This window comes from Vannielia litorea (genome assembly GCF_019801175.1).
GTDB lineage: Bacteria > Pseudomonadota > Alphaproteobacteria > Rhodobacterales > Rhodobacteraceae > Vannielia > Vannielia litorea_B.
In genome coordinates, this window is sequence record NZ_JAHVJR010000001.1 from 510,795 (window position 1) to 528,439 (window position 17,645).

General features: G+C 66.3%; 14 protein-coding genes. 4 read left to right on the forward strand and 10 right to left on the reverse strand.

What is annotated here, in order from left to right; genetic code table 11:
- Positions 1 to 185: 185 nt before the first annotated feature.
- The 3 genes from KUV38_RS02560 to KUV38_RS02570 all read left to right on the forward strand — a co-directional run bounded on the left by KUV38_RS02560 (position 186) and on the right by KUV38_RS02570 (position 2,615).
- Positions 186 to 599, forward strand: coding sequence for an NUDIX hydrolase (locus KUV38_RS02560; RefSeq protein ID WP_261384613.1), 414 nt, complete (start codon positions 186 to 188; stop codon positions 597 to 599).
- 66 nt (positions 600 to 665) lie between these two features.
- Complete coding sequence (locus KUV38_RS02565; protein WP_222468550.1) at positions 666 to 2,156, forward strand: inorganic phosphate transporter; 1,491 nt, start codon at positions 666 to 668, stop codon at positions 2,154 to 2,156.
- Positions 2,157 to 2,165: 9 nt separating this feature from the next.
- The gene (locus tag KUV38_RS02570; RefSeq protein WP_222468551.1) at positions 2,166 to 2,615 is read left to right on the forward strand and encodes a YtoQ family protein; all 450 of its coding nucleotides are present in this window, start codon (positions 2,166 to 2,168) and stop codon (positions 2,613 to 2,615) included.
- 27 nt (positions 2,616 to 2,642) lie between these two features.
- Here KUV38_RS02570 and KUV38_RS02575 read toward each other — a convergent pair whose 3' ends face one another.
- From KUV38_RS02575 to KUV38_RS02610, 8 genes are all read right to left on the reverse strand, one after another.
- Positions 2,643 to 3,842, reverse strand: coding sequence for a serine hydrolase domain-containing protein (locus tag KUV38_RS02575; RefSeq protein WP_222468552.1), 1,200 nt, complete (start codon positions 3,840 to 3,842; stop codon positions 2,643 to 2,645).
- 96 nt (positions 3,843 to 3,938) lie between these two features.
- A complete protein-coding gene (locus KUV38_RS02580; protein ID WP_222468553.1) occupies positions 3,939 to 4,946 on the reverse strand; it encodes an AraC family transcriptional regulator in 1,008 nt (335 codons plus the stop codon).
- Between the two features lie 143 nt (positions 4,947 to 5,089).
- A complete protein-coding gene (gene acs / locus KUV38_RS02585; RefSeq protein WP_222468554.1) occupies positions 5,090 to 7,039 on the reverse strand; it encodes an acetate--CoA ligase in 1,950 nt (649 codons plus the stop codon).
- Between the two features lie 112 nt (positions 7,040 to 7,151).
- A complete protein-coding gene (locus KUV38_RS02590) occupies positions 7,152 to 7,907 on the reverse strand; it encodes an ABC transporter ATP-binding protein (protein ID WP_222468555.1) in 756 nt (251 codons plus the stop codon).
- A 19-nt stretch (positions 7,908 to 7,926) separates the two neighbouring features.
- A complete protein-coding gene (locus tag KUV38_RS02595) occupies positions 7,927 to 8,682 on the reverse strand; it encodes an ABC transporter ATP-binding protein (RefSeq protein WP_222468556.1) in 756 nt (251 codons plus the stop codon).
- A gap of 12 nt (positions 8,683 to 8,694) precedes the next feature.
- A complete protein-coding gene (locus KUV38_RS02600; protein WP_222468557.1) occupies positions 8,695 to 9,906 on the reverse strand; it encodes a branched-chain amino acid ABC transporter permease in 1,212 nt (403 codons plus the stop codon).
- Between the two features lie 4 nt (positions 9,907 to 9,910).
- Positions 9,911 to 10,921 (reverse strand): branched-chain amino acid ABC transporter permease, encoded by a 1,011-nt coding sequence (locus KUV38_RS02605; protein WP_222468558.1) that lies wholly within the window; start codon positions 10,919 to 10,921, stop codon positions 9,911 to 9,913.
- A gap of 192 nt (positions 10,922 to 11,113) precedes the next feature.
- Positions 11,114 to 12,502, reverse strand: coding sequence for a substrate-binding protein (locus KUV38_RS02610; protein WP_222468559.1), 1,389 nt, complete (start codon positions 12,500 to 12,502; stop codon positions 11,114 to 11,116).
- 225 nt (positions 12,503 to 12,727) lie between these two features.
- Here KUV38_RS02610 and KUV38_RS02615 point away from each other — a divergent pair, with 225 nt between their 5' ends.
- On the forward strand, positions 12,728 to 14,095 hold the full coding sequence (locus KUV38_RS02615; protein ID WP_222468560.1) for a helix-turn-helix domain-containing protein: 1,368 nt from the start codon (positions 12,728 to 12,730) through the stop codon (positions 14,093 to 14,095).
- A gap of 73 nt (positions 14,096 to 14,168) precedes the next feature.
- Here the strand turns inward: KUV38_RS02615 and KUV38_RS02620 are convergent, their stop codons facing one another.
- Both KUV38_RS02620 and KUV38_RS02625 read right to left on the reverse strand, forming a co-directional pair.
- Positions 14,169 to 16,073, reverse strand: a complete 1,905-nt coding sequence (locus KUV38_RS02620) for a PhoX family protein (RefSeq protein WP_222468561.1) — start codon at positions 16,071 to 16,073, stop codon at positions 14,169 to 14,171.
- 167 nt (positions 16,074 to 16,240) lie between these two features.
- A complete protein-coding gene (locus KUV38_RS02625) occupies positions 16,241 to 17,644 on the reverse strand; it encodes a hypothetical protein (RefSeq protein ID WP_222468562.1) in 1,404 nt (467 codons plus the stop codon).
- Position 17,645 lies beyond the last annotated feature (1 nt).

Genomic DNA, 17,645 nt, shown 5'->3' on the forward strand with positions numbered 1-17,645 from the left:
GTTAACATGTAATCAGTTGGCGGTGGATTGCAGGGCGAGTCAAGCGGCCGGGCGGGTGGAAAGCGGGTTCTCTTTGCAATTTGTTAACCATTGCACTATCTAAGTGACCGAACGACAACAAGAATATCGGCAGGCTCACAATGCTTACCTATGTCCGGCACGCTTGGGCGGAGTATCTTCGCCCCATGCTGCAACGCCCCCGGCGTTTGCAGGTGGGCGCGCTGTGCTATCGCAAGAGCGGTGGCGAGAAGCAGGTTTTGCTGGTGACGAGCCGAGGCACGGGCCGTTGGATCATCCCCAAGGGCTGGCCGATGCGCGGCAAGGATGCCGCCGGCGCGGCGCTACAGGAAGCCTGGGAAGAGGCCGGGGTGCGCAGCCAGAAGCGGCCCAAGGCGGCGATCGGCAGCTACACCTACGAGAAGACCCGCGACGAAGGCTGGGGCGTGCCGGTGGAGACACTGGTCTTTCCGGTCAAGGTCGAGGAGCTGGCCGAGGAGTTTCCCGAGGCCAGCGAGCGGCGGCGCAAGTGGGTCAGTCCCAAGGATGCCGCCAACATGGTGCAGGAGCCCGAACTGCAGGAGATCCTGCGCGGGCTCTGAGCCGCGGGCTGGTTGACTCCGCTCCCCCCCGCAGGGCAGGTGATGCCCCAGACTGACTGAGGGGGGATGCCTGTGTCCGAGACCGACTACGATGCCAGCCATATGGAGACGCTGGACCGCGACCTAGGCCGCATCTCCAACCTCGAGCTTGCCACCAGTTACGTGGCGCGGCCGATGGTGGGCTATGGCGTGGCCTTCGTGTTCGTGGTGCTTGCCGGGCTTCTGGCGGCGCTTCTCTTCGGCCAGACTTCCAGCACCTTCATCGTGATCATCGCTGCCGTTTTCGGCGCCTATATGGCGCTGAACATCGGCGCCAATGACGTGGCCAACAACATGGGGCCGGCGGTGGGGGCGAATGCGCTCACCATGGGCGGGGCCATCGCCATTGCCGCCGTTTTCGAAAGCGCGGGCGCGCTCATTGCGGGGGGCGACGTGGTGGGCACCATCGCCAAGGGCATCATCGCGCCCGAGAGCATGGGTTCGGCCAATGTGTTCGTCTGGGCGATGATGGCGGCGCTGCTCTCCTCCGCGCTTTGGGTGAACCTTGCCACATGGGTCGGGGCGCCGGTTTCGACAACCCACTCGGTCGTGGGCGGGGTGATGGGCGCCGGCATTGCCGCGGCGGGCTTTGCCGCCGTGAGCTGGGGCACGATGGGGGCGATTGCCGCAAGCTGGGTGATCTCGCCGGTGCTGGGCGGGGTCATTGCCGCCGGGTTCCTGTGGTTCATCAAGTCAAACATCATCTACGTCGAAGACAAGATCGCCGCCGCCCGCCGCTGGGTGCCGGTGCTGGTGGGCATCATGGGCGGAGCCTTTGCCAGTTACATCGCTTTGAAGGGTATCAAGAAGCTCATCAAGATCGACCTGCTGTCCGCGCTGGGCGCGGGCCTTGCGGTGGCGGTGCTGATCTGGCTGGTGATGATCCCGGTGATCCGACGCCAGTCGGAAGGGCTGGAGAACCGGAACCGCTCGCTGAAGGTGCTTTTCGGCATTCCGCTCATCGTTTCTGCCGCGCTCCTCAGCTTTGCCCATGGCGCGAATGACGTGGCCAACGCCGTCGGCCCGCTCGCCGCCATAGTGCAGGCACTGGGCACCGGGGATTTCACCGATGCGGTCGCCATTCCCTATTGGGTGATGGTGATCGGGGCGCTGGGCATCAGCTTTGGCCTGTTCCTTTTCGGCCCGAAACTGATCCGGATGGTGGGCAGCCAGATCACCAAGCTGAACCCGATGCGGGCCTATTGCGTGGCGCTCTCGGCGGCGATCACCGTGATCGTCGCCAGCTGGCTGGGGCTGCCGGTGTCGTCGACCCATATCGCCGTAGGCGGGGTCTTTGGCGTGGGGTTCTTCCGCGAGTGGGATTATGACCGCCGGATGCGGCGAGCCCGGGGCAGCCTGCCCGCGCGGCCCGAGCACGGCGCCGAGGAGCGGCGGCGGCGTAAGCTGGTGCGGCGGAGCCATTTCATGACAATCGTGGCCGCATGGATCATCACCGTGCCGGCAGCTGCGCTGCTGTCGGCGGTGCTGTTCTGGGGCATGGTCAACATTGCTGGATAGGAGAACGGCATGACGCTCAAGGTTTATCTCTCGGGTGAGATCCACACCGATTGGCGCGAGGAGATCATCGCGGGGTGCGCGGGACTGGATGTTTCGTTCAGCGCGCCGGTGACCGACCACGCGGCGAGCGACGACTGTGGGGTGGCCATTCTGGGCGCGGAGCCTGACAAGTTCTGGCATGACCACAAGGGTGCGAAGCTGAATGCGATCCGTACGCGGCGGGGCATCGAGCAGGCCGATGTGGTGGTTGTGCGCTTTGGCGAGAAGTACAAGCAGTGGAACGCGGCGTTTGACGCCGGGATGGCCGCCGCGCTTGGCAAATCGCTGATCGTGCTGCACGGGGCCGAGCATCAGCATGCCTTGAAAGAGGTGGATGCGGCGGCGCTGGCGGTGGCGGAGCGCCCGGAACAAGTGGCGCAGATGTTGCGCTATGTGCTGGAAGGCGAGCTGCCGGGGTAGCCGCCCGCCTTCCGGGAGGTTTAGGTCTCAGCCCTTGGCGAGTGCGTCATACACCGCCGTCTCGAAGGCCATGTAGCCGGTGAAGGAGGCTGCATCGGCGAAGGGCAGGATCTGGGTGGCCCAATAGCCGCCCACGCCATTCCGGCGGTCGATCCAGTAGAAGCAGTTGGCCAGACCGGCCCAGCCGATGGCCCCGGCAGGGCGGCCAGTCGGAGCCTGCTCGGAGTTGACCATGAAGGTGTAGGACCAGTCCTTTGGCGCACCGGGGAAGAACTCCGCATCGTTGGAGAGCGAGGGGATGACGCCGGGCAACATGGTGACCTTCTGGGGCGGCACGAGCGCGCCCTTTACCGCCCAATCTACGGTTTCGGGCTTGAGGACTTGGCCGTTGGGGCCGGCGCCGTCGTTCAGCCACATGCGGATGAACTTCATGTATTCGGGCACGGTGCCGTAGAGCCCGTGGCCGCCCATGTGGACCTCGGGATCATCGGGCAGGGCGAAGTCGTCCATCGGGGCCAGGCTGCCATCCTCGCCGCGGGCATGGATGGTTGCGGTGCGGTCCTTCATCTGCGGTGTGCGGGTGAAGGCGATGTCTTTCATGCCGAGCGGGGCGAAGATGCGCTCGGCCATGACCTCGCCCAGCCGCTTGCCGCGGATGCCCTCGACCACTTGGCCGACCCAGTCGATGTTGGAGCCATATTCCCAGCTCTCGCCGGGATCGAAGAGCAGAGGCGTTTCGATGCAGGCGCGGGAGCCGGTGACGACCGAGGGTTGGCCTTGCTCGGTGGCGAGGCGGCAGTAGGTTTCGTTGAAGAAATCGTAGCCGAAGCCTGCGGTGTGGAGCAGCAGTTGCCGGGTGGTCACATCGGACTTGGGCGCGCGGAGCTTTGGTGTGCCATCGGCCTCGAAGCCGTCGATCACCTGAAGGGCGCCGATGGCGGGAGCGTAGTCCTTGGCGGGCGCGTCTAGGTCAAGCAGGCCCTCTTCGACACATTGCAGCGCGGCGGTGCCGGCGATGGCCTTGGTGGTGGAGAAGATGGCGAAGACGGTGTCTTCGGTCATGGGGTCGCCGCCGATGCGGCGCTCGCCAGAGCTGCCGGCGTAAATGTCGCCGTCCCGGTCGGTGACCATTGCGACCACGCCGGGCACGCGGCTGTCGCCGGTGGCGAGATCGTTCAGCACGGCGTCGCAACGGGTGGTGATGTCGGATGTGATGGTGTCTTTCATGAGATCCTCCCTTGATCGCGTGGTGGGGAGGGTAGCGCGGGCAGGGCGGCGCGGCTGTTCGGGATCGGCAGGGACTATCCGGTTTCGGAAGGAAACTCAGTGACGCGTCCGGGCGCGGGTGTGCGAAGGCAGCTCGCCGAAGCGGTCGCGGTAGCGGGCTGCGAGCGCCCCGAAGTTGGCGAAACCCCAATCGGCAGCGATGCGGCTGACGGTGTGGCTTGGTGGGGCGGTCTCGAGCGCGTGCTTCAGCCCGTCGAGACGGCGGGCGGCGAGGAAATCGCGGGGCGACAGGCCGCGGAAGCGCCGGAAGCCGCCAGAGAGGGTGCGGGCCGATACGCCCACGCGGGCCGCGACCTCGCCGATGGAGGGGGCCTCGCGGGCCTCGGCCTCCATGATCTCTTCGGCGCGGCGCACGTAGCCGGGCGCGGCAGCGCGCGCGCCGTCCTCGAGCCGCACGCCGGCCTCTGCGGCCCATTGGCGGAGCAGTTCGACGCAGAGCATCTCTTCGATGTGGCGCGACAGGGCGGTGGTGGTGGCGACCGGGCCGGGGCGGGTGAGCGCGCGGGCGGCGTAATCGAGCAGAGACAGCCATGCGCTGCCCGGGCCGCCGATCTTGACGCGGCTGGTCCAGAGGTCATCCCCCGGCACAAAGCCGAACCAGCGCTCGGCGGTTTCGGCCATCACATCGTGGGGGATCGTGAGGTTGAGCTGCATGTGGTCGGCATCGCCCTCGAGCCAGTAGTCGGTGCGGGAGCAATCCACCACGAAGCTCTCGCCCGTGCCGGTGGCGACGGAGCCGCCGGTGGTGGAATGGTCGAGCGCTCCGCGCAGGGTGTTGAGGACGAGGATGTTGCCGGCCTCGGGATCAAACCGGTCGAGGTGGATGCCGGTGCCATAGGCGAAGCGGGTCATGGTGATGCGGCCAGCGCGCGCGGAGATCATGGTGGCGTCGGGGCGGGAGAGCCGCTCCAGCGGGCGAACGCGGTAGGGCATGTAGACGGTGCGGCAGAAGGCCTCGACCTCGTCCCAGTCGGTCGAGCGGGAGCGGGCGCCGTGGCGGATCGGCGCGCCGAGGGAATCCCGGATCAGGGCATGTTCAAGCATGGGCGCCGCTCCTCCTCGTCACGGTGCATGGCGAGCAGGGTAGCATCTTTGCGTGGGATGTGACGCTGGACTTTGGAAGGGGGGAAGGCCGGGCGTTTCGGCCCGGCCTTGTGGATGGTCGAATGGTGGGCAGATTGCCCACATTATTTGTTGGCGCGGTTCTCGATCAGCTCGTCGACCACGGAGGGGTCGGCCAGCGTGGAGGTGTCGCCGAGGGCGCCGTAGTCGTTTTCGGCGATCTTGCGCAGGATGCGGCGCATGATCTTGCCCGACCGGGTTTTCGGCAGGCCCGGCGCCCATTGGATGAGGTCGGGGGAGGCGATGGGGCCGATCTCGGTGCGGACCCAGGTGCGCAGCTCCTTCTTCAGCTCCTCCGAAGGCTCCTGCCCGTTCATCAGGGTGACGTAGCAGTAGATGCCTTGCCCCTTGATCTCATGCGGGTAGCCCACCACGGCTGCTTCGGCGACCTTGGCGTGGGCCACAAGTGCGCTCTCGACCTCGGCGGTGCCCATCCGGTGGCCGGAGACGTTGATCACGTCATCCACCCGGCCGGTGATCCAGTAGTCGCCATCGGCGTCGCGGCGGCAACCATCGCCGGAGAAGTAGTAGCCCTTGTAGTCGGAGAAGTAGGTCTTCTCGAAGCGGTCGTGGTCGCCCCAGACGGTGCGCATCTGGCCGGGCCAGCTGTCTTTGATCGCGAGCACGCCCTCGGTGGGGTAGTCGTGGATCTCTTCGCCGGTGGTCGGCTCCAGCACCACGGGCTGCACGCCGAAGAAGGGCTTCATCGCGGCGCCGGGCTTGGTGGCATGGGCGCCGGGCAGGGGGGTCATCATGTGGCCGCCGGTCTCGGTCTGCCACCATGTGTCGACGATCGGGCATTTGCCCTTGCCGACCACGTCATTGTACCAGTTCCAGGCTTCGGGGTTGATCGGTTCGCCGACGGTGCCCAGCAGCTTGAGGCTGCTCAGGTCGCAGCCGGTGACGTAGTCGTCGCCCTGGCCCATCAGCGCGCGGATGGCGGTGGGGGCGGTGTAGAACTGGGCGACCTTGTGCTTTTCGACCACCTGCCAGAAGCGGGAGGCGTTGGGGTAAGTGGGCACGCCCTCGAACATCAGCGTGGTCGCGCCGTTCGCCAGCGGGCCGTAGACGATGTAGGTGTGGCCGGTGACCCAGCCCACATCGGCGGTGCACCAGTAAATATCGCCCTCGTGGTAATCGAAGCTGACCTCATGGGTCAGGGAGGCGTAGGTGAGGTAGCCGCCGGTGGTGTGGACAACGCCCTTGGGTTTGCCGGTGGAGCCCGAGGTGTAGAGGATGAAGAGCGGGTCTTCGGAATTCATCGGGCGGGCCGGGCAATCGGGCGCGGCGGTTTCCATCAGCGCCTTCACGTCCACGTCGCGGCCGTCGATCCAGGTGGTCTGGTCGCCGGTGTGCTTGACCACGAGGCAGCGGACCTTGTCGGAGCAGTGCAGCAGGGCGGCGTCGGTGTTGCTCTTGAGCGCCGTCACGCGGCCGCCGCGGGGGGCGGTGTCAGCCGTGATCACCAGCTTGGCGCCGCAGTCGTTGATCCGGTTGGCCAGCGCGTCGGGCGAGAAGCCGGCGAAGACGATGGAGTGGATCGCGCCGATCCGGGCGCAGGCCAGCATGGCGTAGGCCGCCTCGGGGATCATCGGCAGGTAGATCACCACGCGGTCGCCGCGCATAACGCCCTGGCTCAGCAGCACGTTGGCCATGCGGCAGGTCTTTTCGTGCAGCTCGGCGTAGGTGATGTGCTGCGCGGGCGTTTCGGGATCGTCAGGCTCGAAGATGATCGCGGTCTGGTCGGCGCGCTTTTCGAGGTGGCGGTCGATGCAGTTGGCGGAGACGTTGAGCACGCCGTCCTCGTACCACTTGATCGACACGTCATCGGATTTGAAGGTGGTGTTCTTGATCGTGGTGGGGAAGGTCATCCAGTCGAGCCGACCGGCCTGCTCCTTCCAGAAGCCCTCGGGGTCGTTCACCGAGGCGGCATACATCTCTTCGTACTTGGCAGCGTCGACCTTGGCGTTGGCGGCAAAATCGGCGCTGGGCGGATAGGATTTGGTTTCGGTCATCAGGTCCTCCTCTCGGCCGCGGCGCCTGACTGCGCTCTGCTGGCCGGTCTTCCTCTATGCCATGTGGTAGGGGGCGGGCCGGAGAAGGGCCAGCCCCCGAAAGGTCGCACAATCAGATGGCGAGATATTCGGCGCGCAGGCTTTCATTCTCGAGCACCTCGGCGGCGGTGCCGTCGAAGACGATCTGGCCGGTGTCGAGGATCACGGCCCGGTCGGCCAGCTCGAGCGCGCGCACGGCGTTCTGCTCCACGATGATGGTGGTGATGCCCTGCTCCTTGATGATGCGCAGGGTCTTCTCGATCTCGTCCACGATCACCGGGGCGAGGCCCTCGTAGGGCTCGTCGAGCAAAAGCACCTTGATGTCACGCGCAAGCGCCCGTGCAATCGCCAGCATCTGCTGCTCGCCGCCCGAAAGGGTCACGCCCTCTTGCAGGCGGCGCTCGCCGAGACGGGGGAACAGCTCGTAGAGGCGGTCGAGCGACCAGCCGATGGGCGGGGCGATCTGGGCCAGCTTGATGTTTTCCTCGACGGTCAGGCCGGGGATGATGCGGCGGTCTTCGGGCACGAGGCCCATGCCGAGTTGGCTCGCCTCATGGGCCTTTTTCAGGTGCAGCGGCTCGTGGTCGAGCCAGATCTCGCCGCGGGTCACCTGCGGGTCGTCGAGCCGGGCGATGGCCCGCAGGGTCGAGGTTTTGCCTGCCCCGTTGCGGCCCAGCAGCGCGAGGATCTCGCCCTCGTGGACGTTGAAGCTGATGCCCTGGACGATGTAGCTCTCGCCGTAATAGGCCTCGAGATCCCAGACCGAGAAATAGGCCGGGGCGGTTGCCGCCTGGTTGGCGTTCTTGGAAAAGTCGGGTTTGACGTTCATGTCGCTTTCTCCTGCGGCCTCAGCCGTGGCCTCCGAGGTAGGCTTCCTGCACCTTGGGGTGGCCCTTGATGTTCTCGGGCGTGTCTTCCACCAGCGGCGTGCCCTGAGCCAGCACGGTGATCCGCTCGGCGAGCGAGAACACCACGTGCATGTCATGCTCGATGATGGCGATGGTGATGTCGCGCTTGTCCTTGATCTCCTTCAGCAGGTCGATCGTGTTGTTGGTGTCGGCGCGGGCCATGCCGGCGGTGGGCTCGTCGAGCAGGAGCATCTTGGGTTCCTGCGCGAGGCACATCGCCATCTCGAGCCGCCGCTTGTCGCCGCGCGACAGCGAGGCGGAGTGGACATCGGCCTTGTCGGCCATGTTCACGTCTTCGAGCATCGCCATCGCCTGATCGCGGATGTCGCGCTGCGAGCCGACCGAGCCGATTCCGTTGAGCTTGAACGTGCCGTCGCGCTTGGCGAAGCAGGGGATCATGACGTTCTCGAACACGGTGAGGTCGCCAAAGATCTCGGGGGTCTGGAACACCCGGCTGATCCCCATCTGGTTGATCTCGTGCGGGGTGCGCCCGAGCACGGACTGGCCCGCGAAGCTGACCGAACCGCTATCGGGGATCAGCTTGCCGACGAGGCAGTTGAGCAGGGTGCTCTTGCCCGCCCCGTTGGGGCCGATGATGGCGTGGACGGTGTTCTCTTCCACGGAGAGGTTCACATCGCCCAGGGCCTGCAACCCGCCGAAGCGCTTGTTGACGCCTTTGACTTCAAGAATTCCCATCTGTCCGTCTCCTTATTCGCCGGGTTGCTGTTTGGCGGCTTCGGCCTCTGCGCCCGAGGCCTTGGCGCCGCGGCGCCGGAACAGGCGGCCGATGCGCTGGCCCCCCTCGACGAGACCGCCGGGCAGGAAGATCACCACCAGCATGAAGAGGATGCCGAGGGTCAGGTGCCAGCCCTTGCCCACGAAGGGGTAGACGATGGAGACCATGAAGTCTTCGAGCCCGTCAGGCAGGAAGGCGAACCAGCCGTGCAGCACGGTTTCGTTGATCTTCGAGAGGATGTTCTCGAAGTACTTGATCATGCCTGCGCCCAGCACCGGGCCGATCAGCGTGCCCGCGCCGCCGAGGATGGTCATCAGAACCACCTCGCCGGAGGCTGTCCACTGCATGCGCTCGGCGCCTGCCAGCGGGTCCATCGCTGCCATCAGCCCGCCTGCGAGGCCGGCGTACATGCCGGAGATCACGAAGGCCGCCAGCGTGTAGGGCTTGGGGTTGAGGCCGGTGTAGTTCATCCGGGTCTGGTTGGATTTGATCGCGCGCAGCATCATGCCGAAGGGCGAACGGAAAATCCGGATGGCGAGGTAGAAGGCGAGGATCAGGATCACCGCGCAGAAGTAGTATCCGGCGGAGAAGGTGAAGGTCCACGGACCCACGGCCATATCCCATGCGGCGCGCATCTCGAGACCGAAGAGGTTGGTCACCGGGATCGAGCCATCGGGCATGGCGGAGCTGCCGAGGATGCGCGGATCGCTCAGGGTGATCTGCAGGCCGGTCTCGCCGTTGGTGATGGGGGTCAGCACCGAGTAGGCCAGCGCGAAGGACATCTGCGCGAAGGCCAGCGTGAGGATCGAGAAGTAGATCCCCGAGCGGCGCAGCGAGATGTAGCCGATGAAGAGCGCGAAGAGGCCCGCGATGATCACCGAGAGGATGATCGCCGGAAGGATGTTCATCGACAGCAGCTTGAACATCCAGACCGCCGAGTAGCTGCCCACCCCCAGAAAGGCCGCGTGGCCGAAGGAGAGGTAGCCGGTGAGGCCGAAGAGGATGTTGAAGCCGATGGCGAAGATCCCGAAGATCACGAAACGCTGCATCAGGTCGGGGTAGCCCGCGTTGAACTGGGCCATGGCGCTCCCGGTGGGGAACGGGTTGAGGATGAAGGGGGCCAGCATCGTAAGCGCCAGCACCACCAGCAGAAGGTTGGTATCTTTCTTGTTCAGTCCGAGCATGTTCTTAGTCCTCCATCACGCCTTTGCGACCCATCAGACCGCGCGGACGGGTCAGAAGGATGATGATGGCGACGAGGTAGATGATGATCTGGTTGATCCCGGGCAGGGTGGTGGTGGCCCAGGTGGTGGAGGCGAAGCTTTCGAGGATCCCCAGCAGGAAGCCTGCGAGCACGGCGCCGGGCAGAGAGCCCATGCCGCCGACGACGACCACGACGAAGCTCAGCACGAGGAAGTCCATCCCCATGTGGTAGTTCGGCGCGTTGATCGGGCCGTACATCACCCCCGCAAGGCCGGCCACCGCCGCAGCGAGGCCGAACATGAAGGTGAAGCGCTTGTCGATGTCGATGCCCAGCAGCCCCACCGTTTCGCGGTCGGCCATGCCTGCGCGGACAACCATGCCGAAGGTGGTGAACTGGAGGAAGGCGAACACACCCGCGATGATCGCGGCGGCGAAACAGAAGTAGACGATCCGCCAGACCGGGTAGACCACGCCGGGCAGCACCTGGGCCACGCCGGAGAGCGCCTCGGGCGCAGGGGTCTGGATCGGGTTGGCGCCATAGTAGAACTTGACGATCTCCTGAAGCACGATGGCGAGGCCGAAGGTCACGAGGATCTGGTCGGCGTGGGGGCGCTTGTAGAAGTGCTTGATCAGCCCGCGCTCCATCACGTAGCCGACCACCAGCATCACCGGGATGGCAAAGAGGATGGCCAGCGGCACAGACCAGTCTTGCAAGGCTGAGCCCATGCTCTCTCCGAACCAGTCCTGAAGGTAGGGCACCTTCACCTTGAGCGGGTTGCCCAAAAAGTCCGTCTGCGTTTCGTCGATTACCTCATGGGAGAGGTTCAGCAGGCGCTGGATGGTCACGGCGCAGAAGGCACCGATCATGAACAGCGCGCCGTGGGCGAAATTCACCACACCGAGCGTGCCAAAGATGAGCGTCAGACCGAGGGCAATGAGCGCGTAGGCGCTGCCCTTGTCGAGCCCGTTCAGGATTTGAAGTAGGATGGCGTCCATCTGTCCCCACCTTTTCAAGCGGCTAGCGTTATGAGTGTGACCATGCGCGCGGCGGCATCTGCCCTCGCGCGTTCGGCCTCGATAGATCCCCGTATGGGTATGTTTCTAAGTCTTGCCGGGCCCAGCCCCGGTGCCCGCTCGTGGCGGGAGTGGAGGGCGGCGCGTGGCCGCCCCCCGTGGCGTTTGAAGCAATCAGACGCCGTTGTTGCAGGTGCCGAGGTCGCCGCCGGCGAACATCGGGTGATCCGGCTCGTACCAGACCTGATCCACGGGCGTGACTTCGACCACTTCGAGCAAGTCGAACTCGGACGTCGGGTTCTCTTTGCCCTTGGTGACCAGCACGTCCTTGAAGCACTGGTGGTCGGCGGCGCGGTACAGCGTTTTGCCGTTGCCGAGGCCGTCGAACACGAGGCCCGAGTTGGAGGCGCTGTCGATGCCGTCCAGCGAGGAGCCGTCGCCCTCGAGGGCAGCCACCACGGCGCAGGGCTCGAAGGTGCCGGCGCGCTCGACGGCGTCTGCATAGAGCAGGGTCTGCACGTAGCAGGTGTGCGCAGCCTGGCTCGGCGGGAAGCCGTACTTGGTGCCGAAGGACTTCACGAAGGCCTTCGTGCCCTCGTCCTGCAGCGACCACTGCCAGTTGCACGAACCGAGGATGCCCTTGATGTTCTCACCGGCGCCCTTGGCCATCAGCTCGGAGTAGAGCGGCACGACGATCTCGAAGTTCTTGCCGTTCACCTGCTTGTCGCGCAGGCCGAACTGGACGGCGTTGGTCAGCGAGTTGACCATGTTGCCGCCGTAGTGGTTGAGCACCAGCACATCGGCGCCGGAGTTCAGCACGGGGGCGATGTAGGAGGAGAAGTCGGTTGCCGCCAGCGGCGTCAGTACGTTCTCGACGGTCTCCCAGCCCAGGGCCTCGGTGGAGGCCTGGATCGACTCCTGCTGGGTCCAGCCCCAGGTGTAGTCGGCGGTCAGGTGATAGGCGCGGCGCTCCTTGCCATACTCGTTGGCCAGCACCGGTGCCAGCGCGGCGCCCGACATGTAGGCATCGAAGAAGTGGCGGAAGCCGTTGGCCTTCTTGTCCTTGCCGGTGGTGTCGTTGGAGTGGGTGAGGCCGGCCATGAAGATGACGCCGGCTTCCTGGCAGAGGCCCTGAACGGCCACGGCCACGCCCGAGGAGGAGCCGCCGGAGATCATCACCGCGCCGTCCTTCTCGATCATGGACTTGGCGGAGGCGCGGGCAGCGTCAGACTTGGTCTGGGTGTCGCCGGTGACGAAGGCCACCTTCTTGCCGAGGATGCCGTTGCCCTTCAGGTTCTTCATCGAGAAGGTGTTCATCATGCCACCGTCGCCTTCACCGTTCAGGTGCTCGACGGCGAGTTCGAAGGCGCGCAGCTCGTCGGCACCCTCGTCGGCGTAGGGGCCGGACTGGGGCACGTTGAAGCCCAGCGTCACGGTATCGCCGGTGGGCTCGTTGACGTAGGCGTTGGCACGGCTGGTGAAGATGGTGGGCAGGGCGAGGCCCGCACCGGCAACGGCGCCGGTTTTCAGCACGCCACGGCGTGTGAACTTGGATGTCGACATGGATGTCCTCCCGTTATGTCTATGGGCGCTCGGGGCTCCTCCCCCGTATCACGCGCCACGGCCCATTGAGGGCCTGCTTCATTATCAGGTGGTCGGGGCAAATCTGGCAACAAGCGCTTTCATGGAAACGATTTTTCTGTAAATATTTTGTCAGGCGTTGTGGCGAAGTTGTAAAAATCTTCTCACGCAGTTGCAGCACGGCGTTGAAAAGACGGGAGAATTGCCTTGGCAAAGAACGTGCTTACCGGCAGCCGGATCCGCGCCCGGCGGGCCGACTACGGGCTGAAGCAGAGCGAGCTGGCCGAGCGGGTCGGGATCTCGCCCTCCTACCTCAACCTGATCGAGCACAACCGCCGCAGAATCGGCGGCAAACTCCTTGTGGCATTGGCCCGCGCACTCGAAACCGAACCGGTGGCGCTATCGGAAGGCGCCGAAACCGCGCTGGTGGATGCGCTGCGCGAGGCGGCGGTTGAGGCCCCTGCCGGGCGGGCCGGGCCGGAGAAGGCAAACGCGCTCTCGGCGGAGGAGCTGGACCGGGTGGAGGAGTTCGCAGGGCGCTTCCCCGGCTGGGCGGCGCTGCTGGCCGAAACCCATGCCCGCGTGCGCGAGGCGGAGCGCAGCGTGGAGGCGCTTTCGGACCGGCTCAGCCATGACCCGCACCTCAGCGCCAGCCTGCACGAGATGCTCTCTTCGGTCACCGCGATCCGCTCGACGGCGGCGATCCTTGCGGACACGCCCGACCTCGACCGCGATTGGCTGAACCGCTTTCACCGCAACATCAACGATGACAGCGCAAGGCTGGCCGAGAGCGCCGAAGGTCTGGTGCGCTACCTCGACGACGGCGGCAGCGCCGATGCAGGTGCGGGCACGCCGCAGGAGGAGGTGGAGGCCTGGTTCGGGCGCAGCGGCTTTCACGTGGAGGCGCTGGAAGCGGGCGGCGCCGCGGGCGGCGAGGGCGGACCGGAGAAGATGGTGGCCGAGGCGCGCAGCGCGGGGCAACTGCGCGGCGCGGCGGCGCGGGAGATGGCCACCGCCCGGCTGGAGCGCTACCGCGCCGATGCCGAGGCGATGCCGCTCGCCGCCTTTGCCGAGGCGGCCCATGAGGCGGGCTATGATCCGGGCACCCTTGCCGGGCGGTACGGCCTGCCGGTGGAGGCGGTGCTGCGCCGCCTCGCCAGCCTGCCGCGCGAGGGGTTGCCCGGCGAGATCGGGCTGGTCAGCTGCGATGGCTCGGGCACGCTGACCTTTCGCAAGCCGGTGCAGGGCTTTCCGATGCCGCGCTTCGGGGCGGCCTGCGCACTCTGGCCACTCTATGCCGCGCTGACCCGCCCGGCGATGCCGGTGCGCGCGGTGGTGGAGATGGCCGGGCGCAGCCCGCGCCGGTTTACCGCATTCGCGATCTGCCGCCCGGTGGGCGCGCTGGGCTTTGGCGCTCCGCAGGTCTTCGAGGCGCATATGCTGCTGCTGGACGAGGGCTTTGGCGGCGCGCGGGAGGCTCGCGAGGTACTCGAGCTGGGCACCAGTTGCCGGATCTGCCCGCGCGAGGCCTGCCCGGCCCGGCGGGAGCCGTCGATCATCGGGCGGCAGGGGTAGGCGCGCGGCGCATCGGAATGGAAACGGGCCGCCCGGTGAGGGGCGGCCCGATGGTTTTGCAAGATAGGCCTGATCAGCCGATCAGCGCGCCGTCGTCCCGGGTGACCTGGATCACCGCGGAGCGGGGCAGGCCCTCGCCCGTGGGCCAGGAGCCGCCGGGATGCTGGATGCCGACGAACATGGTGCGGCGGTCCGCCGACCAGCAGACGCCGGTGACCTCGGAGCCGTTGGGGCCGGTGAGGAAGCGGGCGATCTCGCCGGTCACCGGGTCGCCCACCAGCATCTGGTTGTTGCCGTGGCCCTCGAACTCGCCTTCGTTGCTGTAATCGCCATCGGTCTGGATCCAGAGCAGGCCGTTGCTGTCAAACGCCATGCCGTCGGGCGAGTTGAACATGTTGCCCGGCGTGACGTTGTCGGACCCGCCGTACGCGTTGTTCGGGTAGACCTCGGGGTTGCCGGCCATGACGTAGAGATCCCACTCGAAGCTGTCGGCGGCGTGGTCATCCTCGGAAGGACGCCAGCGCACGATCTGACCGAAGTTGTTGGTCTCACGCGGGTTGGGGCCGTTGGCCGGGGTTGCGTCGCCACCGGCGTTCTTGCCATCGGCGCCGCGGTTCTTGTTGTTGGTCAGGCAGCAGTAGGCCTCGACCGCGTGGGGGTTCACGGCGATCCACTCGGGGCGGTCCATCGTGGTGGCACCCACGGCGGAGGCGCCCATGCGGGCGAAGATCAGCACTTCGGCCAGGGAGGCCATGCCGGTGCTCTCGGGCGTCAGCGCCAGCCACTCGCCGGTGCCATCGTCGTTGAACTTGGCGGCGTAGAGCGTGCCATCGTCCAGCAGACCCTCGGTGGAGGCGCCGGGTGCCCAGGTGCCGTTCGAGACGAACTTGTACATGTACTCGCCACGCTCGTCGTCGCCCATGTAGACCACGATGCGGCCATCGGGGGCCACGGCGCAGGCCGCGTTCTCGTGCTTGATGCGGCCAAGGCCGGTGTGTTTGATCGGCGTGCTCTCGGGATCGGTCGGGTCGATCTCGACGATCCAGCCCACGCGGTGCGGCTCGTTGGGGTTTTGGGAGTAGTCAAAGCGCGCATCGTGCTTGTGGTAGTCGTAACCCCAGCCATCGGCGCCGATGCCGTAACGGTCGTAGCCATCGGGGCGTGCCGCGTCGGCATCGATGGAGCCGAAGTAGCCGTTGAAGTTTTCTTCGCAGGTCAGGTAGGTGCCCCACGGCGTGCGGCCCGAACCGCAGTTGTTCATGGTGCCGAGCGAGGTGGTGCCGGTCGGGTCGGCCTCGGTTTTCATCAGATCATGGCCCGCGGCGGGGCCGGCGATGGTCATCGGGGTGTTGTGGGTGATGCGGCGGTTGAACGGGCTGTCGACCACGACGGCATAGCCATCGTCGCCCGGGGCCACTTCCATCACCGTCACGCCTTGGAGGTTTTGCAGCTTCAGCACGTCATCGGCATTGGCCGGGGTGCCTTCCTGCTCGGCGGGCAGGTTCTCATCGTTGTTGGTGTACTCGGAGTTCACCGCGATGATCTCGTGGCCGTCGAAGGAGAACAGCTCCATGCCGTCGGTGTTTTCGCCGAACACGCGGTCGGAGCCCGCGACGGCACCGCCACCGGCGTTCACATCATAGCCCTCGGCATCGGAGAAGAGCGGATCGCCCCAGCGCACGAGCACCTTGGCGGTGTAGCCCTCTGGCACGTGCACCTCGTGGTCGGTGGCAATGTCGATGGGTGTGAAGGGGAAGCGCGACTTGGCCATGCCGTGGCCCTCTGCCAGCGCGGTGGTGCCTTTCAGCAGGCCGGTGCCCATCACAGCAGCGCCGGAGCCGAAGGCGAGGACCGAGCCGAGGAAGCCGCGGCGGGAGACGGCGCGCTCCACCACACGGTCAAAGTCGTTTTCTTCGGGGCGGGGGAAGTTGACCTCATCCCAGTCGTCGAAGGAGAGGTTGTGCTTTTGGTCTGTCATGTGGGGGCTCCCTGGCTAAATGGCTTGGATGCAAGCGTTCCGGCTTTGCCTAGGCAGTGCTGGAATCGGTTTTGTGACCAGAGTGTAACGGTTGGGTGACGCCGTGCATGACGCAGGGGAAGGCGGCGGCAGTTTCCCGCCGATGACCGGTGCGCTGTATTGCTATTTCAGGCCGTGGCAGGCGGCGGGAAGGGGAAGGTGGCGGCGGTTTCGTTGCGGGCAGGGCTGCCGAAGGGGGCAGGCGGCGGCATCAGCAGCGCGGCGGGCGGCTCGGGCAGCTCAGGCTGGCCGGGGCGGGTACGCAGCAGCAGGCGGCCGCCGGAAAGCTCTGTGCCCAGCGCGGCAGCCTCTGGCCAGAGCGCGGTGTAGGGTGGGCCCAGCAGCAGGGCGCGTGCGGGGCCGGGAGGCAGGCCGCGCCAGAACCAGCTGCGCTGTGGGCATTCGCCCTGACGCAACTCAGCATAGAAGGCGCCGGTGATCTCGGCGGCGTGGGGCATGAAAGCGATGATCGCCTCGATCAGGGCTGGGTCGGTGAAGGCCTTGGGCCGGAGTTCGAAGGCAATCCGACCGACGACGCAATCGCGGCGGATGAAGTGATTGGGGTGGTAGCCTTCCAGCGCCTTTGTGGTCAGCAGCGAGCAGAAGATATGGCCGAAGGGGGTGGCGGCTTTCAGCAGCAGGTCGGGGGTATCCTCCCAGGCGCGGGCAAGCTCCGAAAGATCGCGCCCTTCAACCTTACCCTGAAGCGGCTCCCAGGGGCCGAAGCGGCGGGGCAGGGCTTGGGGCAGGTGCTCGGCCAAGGCCGAGAGGAAGGCGGCGGCACGGGAAGGGTGGAAGGCGTTTGCGTCTTCGAAGAAGAAGCTCAGCTCGCCCGGCTGCTGCTGCACCAGCCGTGCGGCGCTGGCCAGGGGGCCGCTGTCGAGGGCCGTGACAAAGCGCTCGGCTGCTTCGTCAATCAGCACCGCGTCATGGGTATGGAGCACCGAGGCGAGCAGCACCTCCAGCCGGTCTTGTCGGTGCGCATCGAGCGCGCCTTCCACTGTGACCTGCCACATATGTTGCCGCCCGCCCGCCGCCGCCCGGTGGGCCTCAGGGATCTGATCGGAGGTCAGCAGGCGCGGCCCCTCGAAGCGGAAGGCCCAGCCTTTGCCTTGGAGAGCATAGGGCAGGGTGGTCGCGATGGGCGGCGGGACGGGGGCGGAAAAGTACAGGCGGAGAGAGGGGCCGAGAGGCGGGGCGGCCTCGGACTCGGGTTGCGCAGGCAGCAGGGGGCCGCTCTCGCGGGAGGTCTGGTAGCTGCCGGTCTGCTCATCCACCAGCACCGCCTTGTGATCGGTAAGGGCGGCATCGAGCAGGGCCTGCAGTCGGTCCAGCGCCTCCGGCGGCGCCGCGCCCTCGATATGGATCTGCCAGAGCTGGCGCCGCGCGCCAATGACGGCGAGATGCTCGGGCGGAATATCCTCATCTTCCAAGCTAAGCGGCCCGTGTCCCACCACCTGCCAGCCAGGCCCGGAGAAGCTGGCAAAGGGAGCGGCGGCGCGGCGCAGGTAGAGGGAAAGGTCGTAGCTCACG